20 protein-coding genes are annotated in these 20,399 nt (G+C 36.8%); 15 read left to right on the top strand and 5 right to left on the bottom strand.

Annotated features, from left to right (window positions below; all coding sequences use genetic code 11):
- Positions 1-360 precede the first annotated feature (360 nt).
- Both HMPREF2917_RS04950 and HMPREF2917_RS04945 read right to left on the bottom strand, forming a co-directional pair.
- The gene (locus HMPREF2917_RS04950) at positions 361-1,638 is read right to left on the bottom strand and encodes a sensor histidine kinase (RefSeq protein WP_070589304.1); all 1,278 of its coding nucleotides are present in this window, start codon (positions 1,636-1,638) and stop codon (positions 361-363) included.
- A complete protein-coding gene (locus HMPREF2917_RS04945; protein ID WP_070589302.1) occupies positions 1,638-2,348 on the bottom strand; it encodes a LytR/AlgR family response regulator transcription factor in 711 nt (236 codons plus the stop codon). Before HMPREF2917_RS04945 ends, HMPREF2917_RS04950 begins: the two co-directional genes overlap by 1 nt.
- Positions 2,349-2,454: 106 nt before the next feature.
- Between HMPREF2917_RS04945 and HMPREF2917_RS04940 the strand changes: the two genes are divergently transcribed.
- Together HMPREF2917_RS04940 and HMPREF2917_RS04935 are read left to right on the top strand one after the other, a co-directional pair.
- Entirely contained in the window at positions 2,455-3,411 is a 957-nt protein-coding gene (locus HMPREF2917_RS04940; RefSeq protein WP_070589300.1) for an ABC transporter ATP-binding protein, read from the top strand.
- A gap of 1 nt (position 3,412) precedes the next feature.
- A complete protein-coding gene (locus HMPREF2917_RS04935; protein WP_023917775.1) occupies positions 3,413-4,135 on the top strand; it encodes an ABC transporter permease in 723 nt (240 codons plus the stop codon).
- A 303-nt stretch (positions 4,136-4,438) separates the two neighbouring features.
- On the opposite strand, the gene HMPREF2917_RS04930 is transcribed toward HMPREF2917_RS04935, so the two are convergent.
- On the bottom strand, positions 4,439-4,972 hold the full coding sequence (locus HMPREF2917_RS04930) for a biotin transporter BioY (protein ID WP_003006609.1): 534 nt from the start codon (positions 4,970-4,972) through the stop codon (positions 4,439-4,441).
- A gap of 205 nt (positions 4,973-5,177) precedes the next feature.
- Between HMPREF2917_RS04930 and HMPREF2917_RS04925 the strand changes: the two genes are divergently transcribed.
- The 5 genes from HMPREF2917_RS04925 (at position 5,178) to HMPREF2917_RS04905 (ending at position 9,780) form a co-directional block, all read left to right on the top strand.
- Positions 5,178-5,717, top strand: coding sequence for a hypothetical protein (locus HMPREF2917_RS04925; RefSeq protein WP_070589298.1), 540 nt, complete (start codon positions 5,178-5,180; stop codon positions 5,715-5,717).
- A gap of 135 nt (positions 5,718-5,852) precedes the next feature.
- Positions 5,853-6,533, top strand: a complete 681-nt coding sequence (locus tag HMPREF2917_RS04920; protein ID WP_003011876.1) for a response regulator transcription factor — start codon at positions 5,853-5,855, stop codon at positions 6,531-6,533.
- Positions 6,517-7,875 carry a sensor histidine kinase gene (locus HMPREF2917_RS04915; protein WP_070589296.1) on the top strand — a complete coding sequence of 453 codons (1,359 nt, stop codon included), beginning with the start codon at positions 6,517-6,519 and terminating at the stop codon, positions 7,873-7,875. The genes HMPREF2917_RS04920 and HMPREF2917_RS04915 overlap by 17 nt, the downstream gene beginning before the upstream one ends.
- Before the next feature lie 32 nt (positions 7,876-7,907).
- Positions 7,908-8,288: a lactoylglutathione lyase gene (locus HMPREF2917_RS04910; protein ID WP_070589294.1), complete on the top strand. Its 381-nt coding sequence runs from the start codon at positions 7,908-7,910 to the stop codon at positions 8,286-8,288.
- Positions 8,289-8,397: 109 nt separating this feature from the next.
- Positions 8,398-9,780, top strand: coding sequence for a polysaccharide deacetylase family protein (locus tag HMPREF2917_RS04905; RefSeq protein WP_070589292.1), 1,383 nt, complete (start codon positions 8,398-8,400; stop codon positions 9,778-9,780).
- 42 nt (positions 9,781-9,822) lie between these two features.
- Here HMPREF2917_RS04905 and HMPREF2917_RS04900 read toward each other — a convergent pair whose 3' ends face one another.
- Positions 9,823-10,908: a DEAD/DEAH box helicase gene (locus HMPREF2917_RS04900; protein WP_070589290.1), complete on the bottom strand. Its 1,086-nt coding sequence runs from the start codon at positions 10,906-10,908 to the stop codon at positions 9,823-9,825.
- Entirely contained in the window at positions 10,905-11,885 is a 981-nt protein-coding gene (locus tag HMPREF2917_RS04895; protein ID WP_070589731.1) for a Gfo/Idh/MocA family protein, read from the bottom strand. Before HMPREF2917_RS04895 ends, HMPREF2917_RS04900 begins: the two co-directional genes overlap by 4 nt.
- A 139-nt stretch (positions 11,886-12,024) precedes the next feature.
- Here HMPREF2917_RS04895 and galE point away from each other — a divergent pair, with 139 nt between their 5' ends.
- The 8 genes from galE to HMPREF2917_RS04855 all read left to right on the top strand — a co-directional run bounded on the left by galE (position 12,025) and on the right by HMPREF2917_RS04855 (position 20,022).
- On the top strand, positions 12,025-13,041 hold the full coding sequence (gene galE, locus HMPREF2917_RS04890) for a UDP-glucose 4-epimerase GalE (RefSeq protein ID WP_070589288.1): 1,017 nt from the start codon (positions 12,025-12,027) through the stop codon (positions 13,039-13,041).
- A 161-nt stretch (positions 13,042-13,202) separates the two neighbouring features.
- Positions 13,203-13,901 (top strand): glycosyltransferase family 2 protein, encoded by a 699-nt coding sequence (locus tag HMPREF2917_RS04885; protein ID WP_070589286.1) that lies wholly within the window; start codon positions 13,203-13,205, stop codon positions 13,899-13,901.
- 1 nt (position 13,902) lies between these two features.
- A complete protein-coding gene (locus tag HMPREF2917_RS04880) occupies positions 13,903-14,244 on the top strand; it encodes a DUF2304 domain-containing protein (RefSeq protein WP_070589284.1) in 342 nt (113 codons plus the stop codon).
- Positions 14,237-15,502, top strand: coding sequence for a lipopolysaccharide biosynthesis protein (locus HMPREF2917_RS04875; protein ID WP_070589281.1), 1,266 nt, complete (start codon positions 14,237-14,239; stop codon positions 15,500-15,502). The genes HMPREF2917_RS04880 and HMPREF2917_RS04875 overlap by 8 nt, the downstream gene beginning before the upstream one ends.
- Positions 15,499-16,662, top strand: a complete 1,164-nt coding sequence (locus HMPREF2917_RS04870) for a glycosyltransferase (protein ID WP_070589278.1) — start codon at positions 15,499-15,501, stop codon at positions 16,660-16,662. The genes HMPREF2917_RS04875 and HMPREF2917_RS04870 overlap by 4 nt, the downstream gene beginning before the upstream one ends.
- Positions 16,659-18,173 (top strand): DUF2142 domain-containing protein, encoded by a 1,515-nt coding sequence (locus tag HMPREF2917_RS04865; RefSeq protein WP_070589276.1) that lies wholly within the window; start codon positions 16,659-16,661, stop codon positions 18,171-18,173. Before HMPREF2917_RS04870 ends, HMPREF2917_RS04865 begins: the two co-directional genes overlap by 4 nt.
- 90 nt (positions 18,174-18,263) lie before the next feature.
- Positions 18,264-19,208, top strand: coding sequence for a glycosyltransferase family 2 protein (locus tag HMPREF2917_RS04860; protein ID WP_070589274.1), 945 nt, complete (start codon positions 18,264-18,266; stop codon positions 19,206-19,208).
- Entirely contained in the window at positions 19,186-20,022 is an 837-nt protein-coding gene (locus HMPREF2917_RS04855; RefSeq protein ID WP_256324251.1) for a hypothetical protein, read from the top strand. Before HMPREF2917_RS04860 ends, HMPREF2917_RS04855 begins: the two co-directional genes overlap by 23 nt.
- The last annotated feature ends 377 nt before the right edge of the window (positions 20,023-20,399 follow it).

The following is a 20,399-nucleotide window of genomic DNA, read 5'->3' as shown; positions in this document are numbered from 1 at the left end:
CAGGCACTTTTCTCACGGCGGAAAGTTTCAGTGTATATTTGATTGAGACTTAAAAAATATATTATTTTAATTTTTGGGGCATCATTTAGGTTGGTTAATGATAGTTTAACTACATCCTAATGGAGTGGGAAAGAAGTCCTCTCTTTTCAATTTTTCCACCCCCGCATAGATACAACAGTCTGGAAGAGTGTTGGAGGTTGCAGATAAAGGAAATACTGTTTGCGTCACCTCAAAGCAGTGCTATGAGCAATCAACCAATGTGTCAAACTGTTATTTCTATCTAACTTCAAAGGCTGGACAGATTTTGCCCAGCCTCTTTTTTATAAATGACCTGAATAAGACCTCAAAGGAGAAGAATCATTAGTTTACTGGACTTGGTAAGAGGATCTCCGTTCGATAATGGCCATTTTCTTTGAATCGTTTGATAGTTCCTTGGTATTCTTGTACTAGGGCATCAACGTTTCGCAAGCCCCAACCATCTCTTTGACGTGTTTTACGAGTCTCTTGTTCCTGTTCATTAAAGGTATTGTTGATCGAAATAAATAGATTTTGTTGAAAATAACGTATATTCAGAGACAATGTTCTCTCTGATTTATCAGTCAATCGAAGACAGGCTGAAATACTATTATCCAAACAATTTCCTAAAATAACAGCTAGAACATCTGGCTGAATAGATAGTTCTTGTGGGATAAAGCAGTTAATATCCAATTCAATTTCATCTTCCACATCGTGCAGTTTTTGATTCAGTAAATAATTAACCGTTGGATTTTTGGAGTAAAAGGTTTGTTTTCCTGAAATACTATCGGTTAACGATTGAAGGTACTCTCTAGCCTCATCAGGATTTTCTTCTAGAAGTGCCAAGAGGGTTAAATGTTTATTTTTTAAGTCATGCCGAAGACTTTGCAATCGTTGGTATTCTTCTTGAGACTGCTGTGTTTCCCTTAATTGGAATTGAAGTTGTTCTTTATCTAATTTATTTTGATAATAAGCGTGCTGTTGTTGAGAAAGATGTAAGGTAAAATAAAGCGAGGAAAACGACAATACAATAAGAGACAAGAGTGAAATGACAGAAAGATAATCTGGTCCAAATACTTGCCCTTGAATAGCAGATACAGTATATGCAAAAATAATCGATAAAATCGGCACGATAAATTGATAAAGCCAATTTCTTCTAGATGTTGCCATGCTTAACTTTTGATGTGTTCGAAATAGCTGTCGAAGAACAAGAGTGATCACAGTTGAAAAAAGAAAACTGATGGCAAGGTAACCACTAATCAGTTCTATATTTTTCGATACTTTTGACAGTGGAAGAAATAGTTGGATAGCTTGATTGAGGACAGCTCCGGCCAATAATGTCAGGCTTGTTTGTAAGAATATCCAAAAGGAAGAATCACGAAAGGAGTAGCCAAAATAGAGTCCTACAAGAGAGGATTCTACAATACTCAGGAAGAGATTGCTAACTAAAAACACGCGACTTTCTAAAAATAGAAACACAAGAGCCACATGAAAAAGAAAGCAACAACAAAGGACTAATAGTGTCTCTTTTGAATGTTTACTTTTGGATATTGACCTATAAAATAAAACACTTGCTAGAAATAAGTCAAACAAGATACTAATGATCCGCAATCCTATTAGCATTAGAAATTCCTTTCACTGAGATAGTTATAGTATTTTTCTTTAAAAGAAGACTGGAACTTACGACTAATTGGAAGTGAATGCTCCTCGGTTCCATTGAGCAAAATAGTTACTGTTTTCGCATCAAAATCTTTGATATATTTGGGATTTACAATATAAGAAGCATGAATTTGAATAAAATAATCAGGTAGTTTATCTAAAATTTCTTGAGTTTTCAGTAAGGACTTATAGGTATCTGCTAGTGTGTAAATAAAAACGGAACGCTTATCTTTCTCAAAATAGGTAATGTCACTTAAAGGAATAGAGTAACTTTGTTTTCCAAATGAGAAGTTAAAGATGGTTTGTCCTAAATCTAAATAACGCAAGATCCTATCTAATACCTTATTTAACCTTTGGGGTTCAATGGGTTTTACTAAGTAATCAAAAGTCTGTACTTCAAATACTTGTTCCATGTAATAACGATAGCTGGTCACAAAAATAATGGGGATAAAAGGATTGAACTGACGAATTTCACGTGCAAGGTCAATTCCAGTAATTTGTGGCATATCAATATCCAAAAAAACACAATGCGTATCCCTTGTTAACTGTTCTAGCATTTTTTGTGGATTTGTATATAGTTTTGTTTCTACAGGAACCTTGTCGTAAGAAAGTAAATACTGTTCTAACTGACTAGCATCTCTAGTTGAGTCATCACAAATAACGACGTTTAACATAAGTCCCCCTTATCAAATTGAGTTGGCTAATTATGACACTAAAATGGTAAATCATGACGTAAACCATGGAAAGTCATATGTTTATTATACAATAATCTTATCAAAAATGAAGGAAGCTGGGAAAATCTTCTCAGTCTTGAGTGATGAGATGAAGACATTTGCACCACTGACTATTAGAGATTTGACAAAATCATTTGATAAGCAACATTTTGCTAATAACCATATTTCATTAGAAATAGAAGCTGCTAAAATTACAGCTTTTTTAGGACACAATGGTGCTGGTAAGTCCACCCTCTTAAATCAAATGATTGGTTTTACCAAACCTGATAAAGGAGACGTTAGCTATGGAGACATTTCTTTTGTACAGAATCGTAAACAAGCTCGCTCAATGATGAGCTATATGTCTCAACAGTATGCACCACTTGAAAAATTAACAGTAGAACAAAACTTAGAAATGCTTGGAAGAATGAGAGGATTAAATACCTTAGATATACAAAAAGAAATGGATCAGCTCTTAACCGAGTTAGAAATTAAGGAGTACCGGGCAAAACAAGGAAAGGATCTCTCAGGAGGATTAAAGCGTCTAACTTCTTTTGCAATGGCTTTAATAGGATCTCCGACCATCATTCTTCTTGATGAACCGACAAATGATGTTGATCCAATACGTCGTGAAAAACAATGGCAATTATTACAGAAGCTGGCGCATAAAGGTCATACCATTATTATCGTGACGCATAATCTTTTGGAAGTTGAAAAATATGCAGACAACTATGCCTTATTTAACCATGGGAAGTTAATCAAGTCAGGCCCAGTTCAGCAAATAACCTATCAAAAACAGTATCAAATATCTTTTGAGTTTAGGAATAAAGATAGCTTAGCTCTATTCCAAGATTATAGCATTATCAATGGTTCGATTTGCCAGATTGAAGTAGAAGAGAAGGAGTTAACAAGACTGCTACCAAAAATAACACAGGAATTGGATAGAAAGAATATTTTTAATCTGTCACTTGCTCAGAAAAACGTATCCATTTCAGATCTTTATAGAGAGGAGTTGACAAACTGATATGACTCAATTTTTTTACTTACTTCGTTGGAACTATCTTCGTCAAAAAGATCTATTTCTACTCTTTACGCTAGCTCAGGTTCTGTTATCCATTTCACTTCTTTTTGGTTATCCACTAGTGATCGGTGAGATTGATACGACAGCTGCCTACTATCTCTCTTCTGGTTCAGTTCTGATAGGAATTATTTCTATTGGCTGTACGATCTCATCCCCTGTTATAGCAAATGCGAAGTCAGAAGGACATGTAGACTACGTACGAGCCCTTCCAATACCACGAATTCTGATTTCCTTAGCAGATCTTTGGATGTGGATGATTGCTATTTTACCTGGAGTGTTCATTTCTGTTATACTGGGCTATTTTCGTTTTTCTGTCCGCCTAAATGTATCTGTTCTGGCTGTTTTCATCCTATTTCTGATCTGTCTTACGATGATCAGTCTTGGATTTGCCATTGCGTATACTTTTTCTCCCAATATTGTCACGCTGATGTCTCAGTTAATTCTCATGATTGGTTTGATGTTTTCACCAATCATGTACCCTGCAAGTCGTCTTCCAGATTGGATAAACCATCTCTACCATGTTCTTCCATTTGTCCCTTCTGTCAAACTCCTACGAGCTTGTGTCTATAGTCATGGTCACGTCTCATTTTTTGACTTCACTATACTGATTATCTGGATTTTGCTAACACAGTTACTGATCTTGAGAGTTCTTTATAAGGAAAAATAAAGGAAGGAGGGTAGATAGAAGGTTCTTCTTCGAAACAGTAACCCATTTAAAAGTAGTTTAATTAAAGAGATTTACAAATGTATGCCTATAACAAAAGAGGCTGGGACAAAAGTCCTAGCCTCTCAATTATTTTTGGATTGTAGAGCAAGACGCAGTGGTTGAGTGGGCTCTAATACGCTGATTTCATCAGCTTATACAGCCCTACTCAACTGTGCGGAGGTGGGACGGCGAAATCGAATTCTAACGAATTACCGATTTCTGTCCCACTCTCTTTTTTAATATATCCGCTAAGCCCTTTGTGTATTATTTGAAATACCAGTGGTGTTTGAGGCTGGCAAAAATCGCCTTGCTGGTGATCGTGATGATGACCAGTTTGATGAGGTCGGCAAGGATAAAGGGAGCAACGACCAAAGTAAATGCTTTTTGGAGATCGGTATGCGTGACCAGCATAAAGCCGATAGCTCCTGACACAAAGAGGAGAGCACTACTGAGGAGATTGGCCAAAAAGATAGTGACAAGGCTGGATTTAGCACTCGTGAACAGAGACGTGATCCATGCTCGGAATGGGAAGAAGAGGAGGAAACCAGCAGTAGGACCAAGGAAATGAGAAGCGCCACCAGCACCGCCGGCAAATACTGGAAAACCTAAGAAGCCTAAAAGCAGGTAGAGGCAGACTGTGACAAAGGCATGGCTGGGTTTATAGATGGTTCCGATAATCCCGATCATGAGTGTCTGCAGGGTCAAAGGAATTGGTCCAAAGGGAATGGTGAATTGAGATAGGACGGAGATCATGGCCACTCCAATGGAGATGAGCACTAAGGGAAAGATTTTCTTCATAACAGTTAACCTCTAATTTATTTTATGGTAACTATTCTACAATAAGGGGTTCATCCTGTCAATAGCCCACACTTTTTTTAGGATTTTTTAAGTAAAAATTTAGGCAGGCTTAAGACTCCTGAAGTATAATCGACTTACTAAAGGATCGAGCTCCCTTTAAATTTTAAAAGACAAGTACTTGTACAAAAAGATAAAAGGTAAAAAGATGAATCAAAAAGAAACAAAACAAGTAGTCGAAACGCAAGAATCCAAAGAAAAAATGGTTGTCCTAAAACGAAGCCCTAAGTGGTGGATTGGCATGGCAGCAGTTGGTGGATTGTTGGTAGGTGCTGGAAGTGGCTTTGGTGTCGGAGTCATCGCTTCTCAATCTTCCAATAACCAACAATTTTCTCAACCGGTCCAAACGGGTCAGAACCAAGGATCCAATCAGCAACAAAATAGTCAAACTGGCCATGCTTCACAAGGAAACCAGCAAAATGGTGGCCCACAGGATGGCGGTCCTCAAGGCGGTGGTCCACAAGGTGGTGGCCAAGGACAAGGCGGCCCACAAGGTGGCGGACCTGGTCAGATGCCACAGGAAGGCAATGGTGGCCCACAAGGGAATGGTCCAGATAACGGCATGAACCAATCTGGCGGACAAGAAGGGAGCCAGGGGTCCTCTAAAAAGTCCAATAAGAAGAATTCAAAAAATAAAAACAAGACGAGTGATAGTCAAAGTAACAAAGAAAACACGACAAACTCATAGAATTAGCCTTCCTCAGGCAGGATGAATTTGATCATCAAACCAGGTTCTAAACTATAGGAAATGAAGGCAAGTCGTGTTATAATGGTTAAGAATAGATTAGAAAGACTCGCTCACGAAAGAGAAGAGGATACGACAATGATTAAAATTCTATTGGTCGAAGATGACCTTGGTTTATCAAATTCAGTATTTGATTTTTTAGATGATTTTGCGGACGTCATGCAGGTCTTTGACGGAGAAGAAGGTCTTTACGAAGCAGAAAGCGGGATCTATGATTTGATTTTGCTGGACCTGATGCTTCCTGAAAAAGACGGTTTCCATGTCTTGAAAGAATTGCGTGAAAAAGGCGTGACAACCCCTGTTTTGATCATGACAGCCAAAGAAAGTCTGGATGACAAGGGACACGGATTTGAGCTAGGGGCAGACGATTACCTCACCAAGCCTTTCTACCTAGAAGAGCTTAAGATGCGGATTCAAGCCCTCTTGAAGCGCTCAGGAAAGGTCAATGAAAATACCCTCAATTATGGCAATTTGAAGGTTAATTTATCCACTAATTCGACTTACGTGGACGATAAGGAAGTGGAACTTCTTGGGAAGGAATTTGATCTTTTGGTCTATTTCCTTCAAAATCAAAATGTCATTCTTCCAAAGACTCAGATCTTCGATCGTCTCTGGGGCTTTGATAGTGACACAACCATCTCAGTGGTTGAAGTCTATGTTTCAAAAATCCGTAAAAAATTAAAAGGTACTGATTTCGTTGAGAACTTGCAAACATTGCGCAGTGTGGGGTATATCTTAAAAGATGCTAACCAGAATTAAGAAAACCGTCGGGGAAGATGATTTTTCCTACTTCATCCGATATTTTGGGCTCTTTACTTTGATATTCTCAGCCATGACCCTGATTATCATCCAGGTCATGCGCTCGAGTCTCTATACAACGGTCGATGAAAACCTCAAGACTCTCAGTCAAGATCCCTACTCGCTTGTAGCGATTGCTTATCGAGACCAGCGACAGTCAAATACCAAAGGAGATGATAATGATCATGAGATGATGATCCCAGATCATGATAAATCAGAACCTAAAGGGGATGTCACATCCAATACCACTGTTGTTTTGCTCAATAAAAAATATGAAAACTTGACAACCGGTAATGGGTTTTTAAACTTCAAAACGGTGACGTTTGGTCGAAAGCTCCTCAACAAGGTTTCCCAGCTTCAAATTACAAACAGCTATGGGAAAAAAGAAAGTTACCGGGCCTATATGGCAGAGTTGAGTTTATCTGATGATGAAAGTGATAGTGATATCAAGTATGCGGTTGTCATGACCAATATCAGTCAGCTAGAGCAGACCAGTGAAGAGCACGAAAGCCAAATCGCCCTTGTCATGATCTGCTTCTGGGGAATCTCTTTATTCGCTAGTCTCTTCCTCGCCCGTCTCAGCGTCAAGCCCCTTCTTGAGAGTATGCAAAAGCAAAAGGCTTTCGTGGAAAATGCTTCCCATGAGTTGCGGACGCCTTTAGCAGTCCTGCAAAATCGTCTCGAAACGCTTTTTAGAAAGCCTGAAGCGACCATTATGGAATCGAGTGAGAATATTGCATCCAGCTTGGATGAAGTTCGAAATATGAAGCTCTTGACCACCAACCTTCTTAACATTGCTCGAAGAGATGACGGCTTGAAGCCGGAGATGGAAGATATCGAACCAAGCTTTTTCGATCAGACCTTCTCGAATTTTGAGATCATTGCGGAAGAAAATGACAAAATCTTCCGAGGAGACAATCAGGTGGACAAAGTCATTTGTTCTGATAGAACGCTCCTCAAGCAATTGATGACCATTCTCTATGACAATGCCTTGAAGTATACCGATGAAGATGGTGAGATCCAGTTTGAAGTTCAATTGAAGGATAAAAATCTTCTTTTGAGAGTGCTGGATAATGGTCCAGGGATTCGAGATGAGGATAAGAAACGGATCTTTGATCGTTTTTACCGGGTCGACAAGGCTAGAACCCGTCAAAAAGGTGGATTTGGTTTGGGGTTATCCCTCGCTAAGCAGATCGTAGAAGCCTTTAAAGGGACTATTCAAGTCAAAGATAATAAACCAAAAGGGACCATCTTTGAAGTGAAATTATCCATTAAGACGGAAAGTCGTAAAAAAAATCGTTGATAATTTTTTAAAAATAGAAAAGAGGAAAACCTATGAGTTCAAAAATGTTGCACACTTGCCTTCGTGTGGAAAACTTAGAAAAGTCAATCGCTTTTTACCAAGATGCTTTTGGTTTTGAAGAAAAACGTCGGAAAGATTTTCCAGACTACAAGTTCACGATTGTTTATTTGGCCTTGCCTGGAGATGACTATGAGTTGGAATTGACTTACAATTATGATCATGGTCCATATGTGATCGGAGATGGCTATGCTCACGTTGCTTTGAGTACTCCTGATTTGGAAGGTTTGAATGCGGAACACAAGGCTAAAGGCTATCAAGTGACGGAACCAAAAGGTCTTCCAGGAACGAAACCGAATTATTATTTCGTTGTAGATCCGGATGGATATAAAGTAGAAGTCATTCGCGAAAAATAAGAGGGACTAAAAACAGGGGCCGCTGTCGGCGACGACAGTCGCCCTCTTTTTATGAAACCATTTACAAAAAAGGAATGTTTTTTCGAGAGAAATTTGCTATAATAAAGTTATGAGATTCAAACACACGAAAACTATTTTATTAATCATTACAAATCTCCTTTTATTGAGTCTTTTGTATATCGGCTATCAAAAGATTCAAAGGGTTCGTGAACAAAAAGCCTATCAGGATCAGTTTGCCAAGGTCACCCAACTCGAGAAAAGCTCTGAAAAAGGGAAAGATGTTCAAGTTCAGGAAGGGATTTTAGGAACTTCTTATGTGACGGCTTATTATCCTACTAAAGATGGACAGCCTGTTGAGATTGTGAAAGAGAAGATCCAAGAAGACCTTCAGCGTCTAGGATCGGATGAGAAAACCAAGGAGCCAAAGCATTTGACCTTCTACCATAGTGAAGAAGCAGAAGCGCCTTTTGTTGGTTATCACCCTATCCAAATCAAACGGGCTGAATACCAGTACAAAAAAGGGAAATTCATCAAAGATGAGACGGTGAAGTTGCCCCTCTTTTACTTGGATGATGATAGTAACCCTTTGACCCTCAGCCAGGTTTTTGCGGATCCAGATGGAGCCAAACAGATCTTTTTGGAGGAATTACGGGGGAATCTAGCCTTTCGTCAGCTGGACGAGGAAAGCATTGATCAAATGGTTGCCCACTTCTCAGAGTTGGATTTGAGCCAATGGGAATTCCAATATGAAAAAGGAAATTTCACCATTCCATTTCCAACCAAGGTTAAGGGAGATGATACCTTCACTGTTCCCTTGTCTAAATTCTATGATGTGATCGATTCAGAGCGCTTGCTTCCTGATGATCTAGCTTCTTACCAATCCTATATAGAAGAACGCCACCGTAAGATGATTGCTCTGACTTTTGATGATGGACCAGATCCAACCACGACTCCTCAGGCGCTGGCCATCTTAAAGAAATACAATGCCAAAGCTACCTTCTTTATGGTTGGAAAAAATGTCAGCGCGAATCCGGATATTGCTAAGCAAGTCCGCAAAGAAGGTCATCAAATCGGGAACCATACCTGGGATCATCCTCAGTTGCCAAAATTGAGCTTGGATAATGCTAAAAAAGAGATCTTGGATACCCAAGAAGCTATTCAAAAAGCGACAGGTGTGCAGACCAAGATTACCCGCCCTCCGTATGGAGCCATCAATAACGCCATCCAATACAGTGTAGACCAGTCTTTCATCATGTGGGATGTGGATAGCCTGGATTGGAAAACTCATAATACGACGGCTATTCTCAATGAAGTAAAAAAAGAAGTCAAACCGGGTTCGATTATCCTCATGCATGATATCCATCAAACCACGATTGATGCTCTTCCGACCGTCCTTGACTACCTTAAATCACAAGGCTATACCTTTGTAACGGTAGATGAATTGTTGGATTATCAACTTGAAAGTCATCGCATTTATTACAATGGAAATTAACTAAAAAATCCTCTGCAGTAAATTTACTAGCAGAGGATTTTCTTATTCATTTAAAAATAGTTCGGAATTTTTTAAAACAAGTTCACGGACAGAAGCGTATTTTTTCAAGGATTTGAGTTCTTCTGGCTGGGTGATAAAGGTGATCACATAGCCATCACGCCCCATTCGACCTGTTCGACCAGCACGGTGGGTATAGGTCTCCACATCACGGGGGATATCGTAGTTAATCACACATTCAAGATGTTCAATATCGATTCCACGAGCGACCAAATCGGTGGCCAGTAAGAGGGTTAGCTGATGGTCTTTGAAGCGTTCCAAAATGACCTTGCGGTATTTGACATTGACATCGCTGGCGAGTGACACGGCCTCAACACCCCGGTATTGTAGTTTTTCTTCCGCACTACCTAGATCAGATAGGCTGTTGAAAAAAGCCAGACCACGAAAATCTTCGACGTAGGCGAGTTTGCGGAGCAATTCGACCTTGTCACGCCGATCCACTTGCATATAAAAATGTTGAATATTGTCCAAAGAAACTCCATCAACCGTAATGCGAAGAGTATTTTCCTCTAGCTGATCTAGATCGACCTTGGCTGTAGCGCTCATGTAGATATGTTGGTGGTCGCGGGGAGCATAGTGGCTGATCTTGTCGACGAAGTGGTACTGAGAATCACTCAGTAATTGGTCAAATTCATCTAAAATGATGGCTTCCACATTCATCATCTTGATCTTTTTCAGTTTGATCAGTTCAAAGATCCGGCCAGGCGTCCCAACCAGGATTTCGGGTCCTTTTTTGAGGCGTTCGATTTGTCGTTTTTGACTGGATCCTGACAGGAAGAGTTGGGTCTGGAGCCCAAGAGGCTCTGCCCATTGCTTGGTGACATCAAAAATTTGTCCTGCTAACTCTGTATTAGGAGCTAGAATCAAGAGTTGTTGGGCCTTCTTCGGTTTGAGTTTGAGCAAGCTCGGAAAGAGGTAGGCGAGTGTCTTACCAGTACCGGTAGGACTGATCCCGAGGACATTTTCTCCTTCATAGATAGGGGAGAAGATCTGTTCCTGAATTTCAGTGAATGTATCAAATCCGAGTGTTTCTAACTGGTCTTTCCAGCTTTGTGGAAATTTTTCTTTCATTCTTTTTCATCCTTAAATTGTATTCCAGCGCTTTGACGCATCTGGTAGAGGGTTTTATGGACCTGCTCAGCTGTTTGTAACCATTCAAGATAAGCAGCTGGCTTTTGATGAGTGATGGCAAGGGCAAAGGCTTCCTCCTCTTCTTGCATTTGGTGTGGGCAGGGCTGGATCGGAAGGTCGATAACCTCCCCAGAATAGCTGACGAAGCGAGCCTGGTTGATGGCTGCTACAGCATTGAGAGTTAGTGTTCCAGTCTTGGTGTAGATTTCAGCAGGTAGATGGCTGGTGATATTTTTCCCTGCCTGAATGGCAACCTGAAACTCTGGATAAATCAAGACACCTTGACCATAGAGATCAACCGAATTGGGTAATTGCTGAGCGCAATAGTGACTGGAGATCGGTTCTCCAAAGAAGCCAATCGCCAAGTAGAGGCAGTAGACACCCAGATCCATCAAAGCTCCACCTGCATAGACATCTGAGAAAATATTGGGCATCTCACCTGCAAGAAGGGCAGGTAACTTGGAAGAATATTTGGCAAAGGTGAAGTTGGCACCCAGTATTTCCTGATTAGAGAGGAAGTCTTTAACCACTTGAAAGGCTGCTTCTTGGTAATTTCTGGCAGCTTCAAAAAGATAAACCTGGTGCTCATTAGCGAGCTTGACCAGTTCCCTCCATTCAGAAGGATTGGTCACAGCGGGTTTTTCAATGATGACATGCTTCTTGGCCAGAATAGCAAGCTTGGCCTGAGCGAAATGAAGAGAATTGGGGCTGGCTATGTAGACCACATCCAGCTCACTGTCTAAGAAGTCGATGAAATCCGTGTAGCAAGAGATCGCCCCATAAGGCTCACAAAACTCTTGAGCTGTCTTCATCTTTCTCGAATACACAGCATGCAAGTGATAGTGGCCTGTCTGATGAGCAGCTGTAATAAATTCATCTGAAATCCAACTCGTACCAATAATTCCCAGCTTTAACATAAGGTGTCCTTCCGTCATCGATTCACTCTATTATACCATGAAAAGGGGGAGGGGCGGGGTGAAAAATGTAGGGCAAGTTTTGAAATTATTACTAAAATATGGGATAATTAAGGTAATTTATTTAAATGAGGAAAAAATAATGAAACAAAAGATTTTAGTAACAGGTGGAGCTGGATTTATTGGTTCCCATACACTAATTGAATTGACTAAAGCCGGTCATGAAATAGTTGTGGTAGATAACTTTGTAAATAGTAGTAAAAAAAGTATCCAAGAAGTTGAAAAGATTATTGGTAAATCTATTGCATTATACGACATAGATGTTCGAGACAAAGAGAAGTTATTGGAAGTATTCGTAAAAGAACAACCTACAGGGGTGATTCATTTTGCCGCATTAAAAGCCGTTGGGGAATCAGTTCAAATTCCGCTTACATATTACGAAAACAATATAACTGGAACATTGACTTTGCTTCGAGTTATGGAGGAAGTCCAATGTAAGAACATTATTTTTAGCTCGTCAGCGACTGTCTATGGTGATCCACATACTGTCCCTATCTTAGAGGATTTTCCGCTATCAGTAACCAATCCATATGGGAGAACAAAGTTGATGATTGAAGAGATGCTTCAAGATATATACAAGTCAGATTCTTCCTGGAATATCGTGCTGTTACGCTATTTCAACCCAATTGGTGCTCATGAAAGTGGGAATATTGGTGAAAATCCAAATGGAATCCCAAATAATCTTTTACCATATGTAACACAGGTAGCAGTTGGAAAGCTAGAATATGTTAATGTGTTTGGTAATGATTATCCAACTCCAGATGGAACTGGAGTCCGCGATTATATCCATGTGGTTGATTTAGCAAAAGGGCATGTGGCGGCATTAAGGAAACTTGAAAAAGATTCAGGGTTAAATATATATAACTTGGGTACTGGTAGAGGATACTCTGTTCTTGAAATCATTCAAAATATGGAAGATGTGGTAGGAAAAACAATTCCTTATAAGATTGTTGAGAGACGTGCTGGAGATATTGCAACCTGTTATGCAGATCCATCAAAAGCAAGTGAGGAGTTAGGTTGGGAAGCTCAATATGATATTCATCGCATGTGTCAAGATGCATGGAGATGGCAAAGCAAACATCCAAATGGATTTGAATAATAACTAAGTTTAAAGAATTGCTTGATATTTATAACTAATATCGAGCTTTTTTATGCTTACAACAATTGTTATTGTTGGTATAAAGTTCTGAGATTAGTGGATAAAATATTTTGGTTATTGTATAATGGATAAAAAAGAATTTTAATGGAGGAAGAAGGATATTGAAATCCTCAGATTTATTAATTATTATACCTGCATATAATGAGGAAGGTTCGATTCAGTCAGTTGTAAATAATATTATTCAAAATTATTCCCAGTATGATTATGTAATTATCAATGACGGTTCAAGAGATCAAACCTCAGAAATTTGTCATAACAATGGCTATAATATTATTGATTTACCAGTCAATCTTGGACTAGCTGGAGCATTTCAAACTGGATTATTGTATGCTTACCAATACGGTTATGAAAAAGCGGTGCAATTTGATGCAGATGGTCAGCATCTTCCAGAGTATATTGCTGCTTTAGAAGATGGAATTGATAAAGGAAATAAAATGGTCATAGGTTCTCGCTTTGTAACAGAGAAAAGACCAAATTCGTTTCGTATGTTAGGGAATACCCTTATAAGTTTTGCTATTAAATTGACCACTGGAAAAACGATTAATGATCCGACATCTGGAATGAGAATGTTTTCAAAAGATTTAATACAAGTTTTTGCAAAAAATATCAACTATGGTCCTGAACCAGATACTGTTTCTTATCTATTAAGAAATGGTGTTCCAATTTCAGAAGTTCAAGTTCGAATGGAAGAGAGACAAGCGGGAGAAAGTTATTTAACTTTTTCACGCTCTATTAAGTACATGATTCATATGTTCGTATCTATTCTATTCATTCAGAATTTTAGAGAGAGAGGAAAATAGAATGTCAATCTGGTTTCAAGTTGTATTAGTTGTTGTTTCATTGGGAACATGTGGGTTTATTCTCCAGAACATCAGAAAATCTCGTGTACAGATTAATGATGCCTTGTTTTGGATCTTCTTTTCATTAATTTTATTAGTTTTTAGTATTTTTCCAAAGTTAGCAGAGTTTATCGCAGCATCCTTAGGAATTGCATCTGCTGTTAATTTTATTTTTCTTTTTATTATTTTCTTGTTATTAATGAATCAGTTCCAATTAACTGTACGGTTGTCAAAGTTAGATACCAAGTTTAAAAATCTTGTCCAAGTTATCGCTTTAAACAAAAATGAGGAGAAAGATGAATAATACTCCTTCTCAAAAAAGTATTTACATATGGAACCTGCTAGGAAATTTTGCGGCAGCAGCAGTCTCGGTATTATATTTGTTAATTGTATCTAGAATGCAAACCAGTGAGGTGGCAGACCAATTTAGTCTAGCTACCTCAATTGGTAATTTATGGATCATTATTGGGCAATTTCAAGTTCGTAACTACCAAGCAACAGATGTTAACTCAGCTCATCCCTTTTCAGCTTATTTTTTCACAAGATTACTAACGGTTATCTTAATGTTGATTAGCTTATTTCCCTATCTGTGGTCAATAAACTATGATTTCACTAAAAGCTCTGTGATGATCATTTCTTGGATTATTGTGTACCGTGTAGCGGATGCTTTTTCGGATCTATTTCAAGGTTATTTTCAACAACATGGTCGTTTAGATATTGCTGGAAAAGCTATGGTCTATAGATATATTTTAAGCGTCCTCATTCTTTTATTTGGGCTCTTATTGTCTCATTCTATAGTTTTGACTCTGATGGTCCTAGCTTTCATCAATCTGTTTTTTGTATTTGTTTATGATTATGCCCATTTCAAATTGTTTGATAGGTTGAGTTTGAGTCATATTTTTTCAAAAAATATTTTTGATGAATCTATAAAAATTATTAAAGTTTGTTTTTCTTTATTTATTTATGGTTTTTTATTGACACTTGTTTTTAATGAGGCAAAGTTAGCGATTTCTGGTGCATATGCTAAAGGAATAGTCGGGACTGGTGCTCAAAGGGACTACAATATACTGTTTATGCCAGTGTTTTTTATGAGTCTATTGATTTTGGTAGTTAGACCACTCATAACGCAAATGGCTGAACTGTGGCAGAAAAAACAGTTTCAGATATTTTACAAACTATTTATTAAAATCATACTTTTTACATTCATAATAGGAGTATTTCTTGATATTTTAGCTTATTTAATAGGTGTCAATGTGTTGAGTTTGATATTTGGTTTAGATCTATTGAAATATAAGGTTGAATTGACTATTTTAGTTCTTTCTGGTGTTTTATATTCATTTTCGATCATTCTTGAAAATATCTTAATTATCATGAGAAAACACTATTATTTATTATCAGTTTATATCCTAATGTTTATCGTTACTAAAATGATAACAACTGAGCTGGTTAATAAGTATCAGATTATGGGAGCTTCTATTAGTTTTTGTATAGCAATGATGGTTTATGCAATTGGATGTTTTACAATTTTTAGTATTATAAAATACAGAAAGAAAGAAAAATGAAAAGAGATATAGTTTTCGTCACTCACCATTTAGGAGGAATCGGTGGCGTTCAGCGTGTAGTTGATCAGTTGGCTACACGTTTTGCTGAAGATGGAAATAGGGTGACAGTTGTTGGGTGTGCTGTTCAATCAAAAGAAAAGTATGAGAGGGTACAAAAGAATTATCATGAAATTCTTCTATACCAGGAGGATATTTTTTTTGAAAAGCCTTGGTTGTTCTTAAAAGAAAAGTTTTTTTCAAAAAAATTAGAAAAAAAATTAACGGATATTTTGTCACAATCAAAAGAAACAATAGTTATCTTAGCAAATCCAATTGTCTATCTATTGATGGAAAAAAGCTTGAAGGAATTTTCTAATACTGCCTTTTTCATTGGTCAGATGCATTCTTCCGCTGATTTTGTATTGGAATGTAAGGGTATCTACAAAGTTTATCCGTATATTATTAAAAATAAATATCCGAAATTGGATTGCATGATGTTTTTATCGAATTCTTATTCAGAAGTGATTAGCAATCATTACAATATTCCATTAAAAAAATTTGTTGCGATTCCAAATCCCTTACCTAGATATATAGAAGTATCAGAAGAATCAGAAGAGTTACGTCAAGAAAAATCTACAGTTATTTCTTTTGTAGGTAGACTTGATGCGGTTAAGCAAATTGATCATCAAATTCGAGCTTTCGCACAGGTAGCAGATGATTTTCCAGATTTGATTTTTAATATATACGGATCTGGTAATTTGAGGGAATTTCTCCAATCTCTAATCGACCAATTAGGAATGACAAAACGTATAATCTTAAAAGGGAAAACGAACCAAGTTAAAGAAGTTTATCAAGAGTCATTGTTTACCTTATTAACTTCCAAATCAGAGGCTTTTCCAATGTCAGTTGTAGAATCTATGATAACCGGAACGCCAGTATTAACTTATAATTGTTCGCAAGGAGTTGCTGAACTTCAAACTGAAACACCTGAAATGCTCCTTGATCCAAGTATTGAGGAGTTGGTGAAAAAAATGCGTTATTTTCTATCTAATACGAATAAACTAACGGATATCGGAAGAAGAGGACGCGACTATGTTATAGAAAATTATGCAGAGGATATTGTAATTCAAAAGTGGTATGATTTGTTTAAGAAGTTAGAGGAGAAGAAAGGTATTAAATGATAAATTATATTTCACAAAATGCTTCAGATTTCTTTCATAATATTTGGCAAAAGAAATTTTATATTTTACTTATTTGGTTTGTGATATTTGGAACGTATTTTTATTTCGATGGGCCTTTCAATAATGCACCAATCAAAACGTTTGTTATCATTGGAGGTATCTTCACATTTTTATCGCTAATAAATTTAAAGATATACAATAAAATATTCTCAGTAATTTTATTTACTGGACTAATATTTTGTATATATACTCCAAATATGGATACACCAGATGAAAATTTTCATTATTCTAGAGCTCTATATATTAGTGATGGACATTTATATTTACCTTCTTCAGTAGAAGAAATGAAAGTTTCTTCAGATATATCAAATGTTGAAGAAGAATTTAAAAAGCCTTTAATACAAACTGATTTGGAGAAGAAACAATTATCTGATAAACAGGTAGTGTATTCTAATTTAGGTAATACAAATGGCTATTCGTTTATCAGTTACATACCTCAAACATTAGGAATTATTATTGCTCGTCTTTTACATTTAAGTGTATTGGGTTCAATTTTTTTAGGTAGGTTTTTCAATTTACTAGTTTTCGCCTTGCTTGTTCGTCTTGCTATAAAAAAAGCTGGTGATAAGCAGTTGATTTTTTCCCTACTAGCGATTATTCCTATTAATATTTATATTGCTGCATCATTCAATCAGGATGCATTTGCTAATGGTCTTATCTTTTTAGTTATCGGTTTATTCCTTTCCTATTTTGAAAAAGATAAAGTCAGTAATAGGGATATATTTTTCTACAGTATCCTTTGTATTTTAATAGCTTTTTCAAAATTGCCATATGTGTTACTTATTTGTTTGTTGGTCTTTTTGCCAAAAGAAAAACTTAATAAAAAACAATATCTGCTAATTGCCGGATCCATTCTTATGGTCGCTCTAACGAGTGTGATTTGGTTGAAAGTAACAAGTGGCATAAATGCAACAGTTGCGCATCCAAATCCAGCAGTTAATCCAATGAAAAAGATTATATTTACCTTGCATCATTTTTCTGACTTCACGAGAATGATGATTAAAGAGGTTGTGAATTTTATTCCATTTAAATTACAATCATTATTTACTTTTGGTTGGTTGACTTATGATGCGAAAGCTTTTATGTGGTTTTATTTAATTTTCATTTCAGTTACACTATTTATACTTCCAAATGGGAAACCGCTTAAAACTTTTGCGAAGTTTGGGGTAGTTCTCGTCTCGATGGGGATTGTTTTTGGAATTCTAATGACAGCCTATCTAATGTGGGGTGAGGTTGCTGATATTTCAATTAAAGGAATTCAGGGGAGATATTTTGCGGGGATTTTTGTTCTCCTTGGTTGTATAACGGATTTTTCAAGAAGACTGTTTTGGAATCAGAATAGAACAGAATCTATTGAATATGATAAGAACAAAGTAGAATATAACTATACTTACATTGCTTCTTTGTTTATTCTTGTCTCAATTATTACAACCATTAGTCAATATTATTAAATTGTTGTTTTACAATTCAATTAAGTGATATACTAGGGGAAACCCTAGTTTTTTGTTACAATAGAAAGTGAATAATTCAAGGAGTAAGAGATGACCATATCAGTTGTAGTCCCATGTTTTAACGAAGAAGAATCGATTCCATTGTTTTATCGAGAGATGGAACGCGTTCGGATGGAGATGGGAGAAAAGTTTGAATATATTTTTATAAATGATGGTTCGTCAGACAGGACGCTATCTGTTCTACGTAAGCTACATGTTACAGATTCGAATGTGCACTATCTTTCCTTTTCACGGAACTTTGGGAAGGAAGCAGCTCTTTATGCTGGCCTCCAACATGCCACAGGTAATTATGTAACAGTCATGGACGTGGATCTACAGGATCCTCCAGAACTATTGATCGAAATGAAGCAGAAGTTGGAGGAAGATCCGGATTTAGACTGTGTCGGAACGAGACGCGTAACCCGTGATGGGGAACCACCGATTCGCTCTTTCTTTGCACGGATGTTTTATAAATTGATCAATCATATTAGCCAAGTGGAAATGGTCGATGGAGCGCGTGATTTCCGTTTGATGCGTCGCCCAATGGTCGATGCCATTATGGAGTTATCCGAGTACAATCGTTTTTCAAAAGGGATTTTTGCTTGGGTAGGATTTGAGACAGAATACCTCGAATATAAAAATGTAGAGCGCGTGGCAGGAGAGACGTCTTGGAATTTTTGGTCTCTCTTCAAATACTCGATTGAAGGGATCGTTAACTTCTCAGATGCCCCACTAAATATTGCCTTTATTGGTGGTCTTCTATCTTGGATCTTGGCCTTTATCATGGTGGTTCTAATTGTGATCCGTACACTAGTCTTTGGAGATCCGACTTCTGGTTGGCCATCTCTTATGACAGTGATTCTTTTCCTTGGGGGCTTCCAATTGCTAACTATTGGGATTTTGGGTAAATATATTGGCAAAATTTTCATGGAAACCAAGAAGCGTCCAGTTTATTTGATAAAAGAGAAAAGTGATGAAAAGACTATTAAAGATTAAAAAAGTATATTTTGGTTTATTTTTGGTTTTTGTTTCAGCTCTATTTGCTTACAGATTCTACCAGGCAAATAGTGTGTATCCTGTTGGAGATCAGACGGGGTTTATCGTTCATGCTCAACAAATAAATTTTAATTATCTATATTTCGCAATCTTTCGATATATGACTTGGAGTAGTAGATTGCTAATTGAATCTGCTACCATGTATTTTTCTTTACATGAATTAATATTTATATTTTCAGCATTTTTGGCAACACTTTTTTTATTGATATGTAGTCGAAAACTTTGTCCTAACTTTCCTTTGTTACCAGGTGTGTTGCTATTTTTGTTTTTTCCTAGGACACTATTTGTTAGCGCAGGTGCTATTCCTACCTATACGAATTATATTTTTCCGGCTTCTCTGCTAATTTTTTCTTTATATTATAGAACCTCAAAATACATTTTGGTCAAAGTTTTGAGTATGATATTTTTTGTCTTTTCAATTATGCAAGAGCAATTAGCTGTTTATTCTTTTTTGTGGCTTTTATTCGAATGTGTCAGAGATTTAAAAAATAAATCTTTAAAAAAGTTTGATATAGTTTATTTAAGTTTTAGCATTTTGGCTATTTTATCTGTTAAATTAAGCCCTGGCAATTCTATTCGAATAATGCAAGAGACTCAAAATTGGTTTCCAAATTTTAAAAATTTAAATATAATTCAAAAAATTTCATTGGGTATTCTAGAAACAGGCGAGAATTTATTAACAATATCAAAACCATATTTATTTATTTATTTTATTTTTCTTAGTCTTAATTTTGATTATTTCATTATTAACTAAAAGAGTATTATCGTTTATATTGAGCATATTTGTTATTTTACTTTTGATTGCAAGTAAGTTAAAATTTAATTTATCCCTTTATAAAATATTTTTGATTAGTAAGAATGCAAATAAGACAGGGGTGTTTGTTAATAATATTGAGAATTATAGTGCAGTATTTATCTACTTACTAATATTTATTTTTATTCTTCTTTCGTTATATTTTGTTGTAGATAAAGAAAAGAGGATATGGTATGTTTATTTATTAACTATTGGAATGGTTGGAAGAATGTTAGTTTCATTTTCTCCAACGATCTATGCTTCAGGAGCAAGGACACATCTTCCTGTAATGATAAGTCTTTTTATTATTTCTTGCAATTTGTTAAGTGATATCATAC

It is taken from the genome of Streptococcus sp. HMSC061E03, from assembly GCF_001813505.1.
In the GTDB taxonomy this organism is placed as follows: domain Bacteria; phylum Bacillota; class Bacilli; order Lactobacillales; family Streptococcaceae; genus Streptococcus.
The sequence above is the reverse complement of the archived record's forward strand: the minus strand, read 5'-3'. Positions and strand labels throughout refer to the sequence as shown.

Coding starts and splice junctions, on each gene's coding strand:
- HMPREF2917_RS04915 (WP_070589296.1), top strand. CDS start 6,517: ATGCTAACCAGAATTAAGAAAACCGTCGGGGAAGATGATTTTTCCTAC.
- HMPREF2917_RS04940 (WP_070589300.1), top strand. CDS start 2,455: ATGAAGGAAGCTGGGAAAATCTTCTCAGTCTTGAGTGATGAGATGAAG.
- HMPREF2917_RS04945 (WP_070589302.1), bottom strand. CDS start 2,348: ATGTTAAACGTCGTTATTTGTGATGACTCAACTAGAGATGCTAGTCAG.
- HMPREF2917_RS04905 (WP_070589292.1), top strand. CDS start 8,398: ATGAGATTCAAACACACGAAAACTATTTTATTAATCATTACAAATCTC.
- HMPREF2917_RS04950 (WP_070589304.1), bottom strand. CDS start 1,638: ATGCTAATAGGATTGCGGATCATTAGTATCTTGTTTGACTTATTTCTA.
- HMPREF2917_RS04935 (WP_023917775.1), top strand. CDS start 3,413: ATGACTCAATTTTTTTACTTACTTCGTTGGAACTATCTTCGTCAAAAA.
- HMPREF2917_RS04880 (WP_070589284.1), top strand. CDS start 13,903: ATGTCAATCTGGTTTCAAGTTGTATTAGTTGTTGTTTCATTGGGAACA.
- HMPREF2917_RS04860 (WP_070589274.1), top strand. CDS start 18,264: ATGACCATATCAGTTGTAGTCCCATGTTTTAACGAAGAAGAATCGATT.
- HMPREF2917_RS04895 (WP_070589731.1), bottom strand. CDS start 11,885: ATGTTAAAGCTGGGAATTATTGGTACGAGTTGGATTTCAGATGAATTT.
- HMPREF2917_RS04865 (WP_070589276.1), top strand. CDS start 16,659: ATGATAAATTATATTTCACAAAATGCTTCAGATTTCTTTCATAATATT.
- HMPREF2917_RS04925 (WP_070589298.1), top strand. CDS start 5,178: ATGAATCAAAAAGAAACAAAACAAGTAGTCGAAACGCAAGAATCCAAA.
- HMPREF2917_RS04920 (WP_003011876.1), top strand. CDS start 5,853: ATGATTAAAATTCTATTGGTCGAAGATGACCTTGGTTTATCAAATTCA.
- HMPREF2917_RS04910 (WP_070589294.1), top strand. CDS start 7,908: ATGAGTTCAAAAATGTTGCACACTTGCCTTCGTGTGGAAAACTTAGAA.
- HMPREF2917_RS04870 (WP_070589278.1), top strand. CDS start 15,499: ATGAAAAGAGATATAGTTTTCGTCACTCACCATTTAGGAGGAATCGGT.
- HMPREF2917_RS04855 (WP_256324251.1), top strand. CDS start 19,186: ATGAAAAGACTATTAAAGATTAAAAAAGTATATTTTGGTTTATTTTTG.
- galE (WP_070589288.1), top strand. CDS start 12,025: ATGAAACAAAAGATTTTAGTAACAGGTGGAGCTGGATTTATTGGTTCC.
- HMPREF2917_RS04900 (WP_070589290.1), bottom strand. CDS start 10,908: ATGAAAGAAAAATTTCCACAAAGCTGGAAAGACCAGTTAGAAACACTC.
- HMPREF2917_RS04930 (WP_003006609.1), bottom strand. CDS start 4,972: ATGAAGAAAATCTTTCCCTTAGTGCTCATCTCCATTGGAGTGGCCATG.
- HMPREF2917_RS04875 (WP_070589281.1), top strand. CDS start 14,237: ATGAATAATACTCCTTCTCAAAAAAGTATTTACATATGGAACCTGCTA.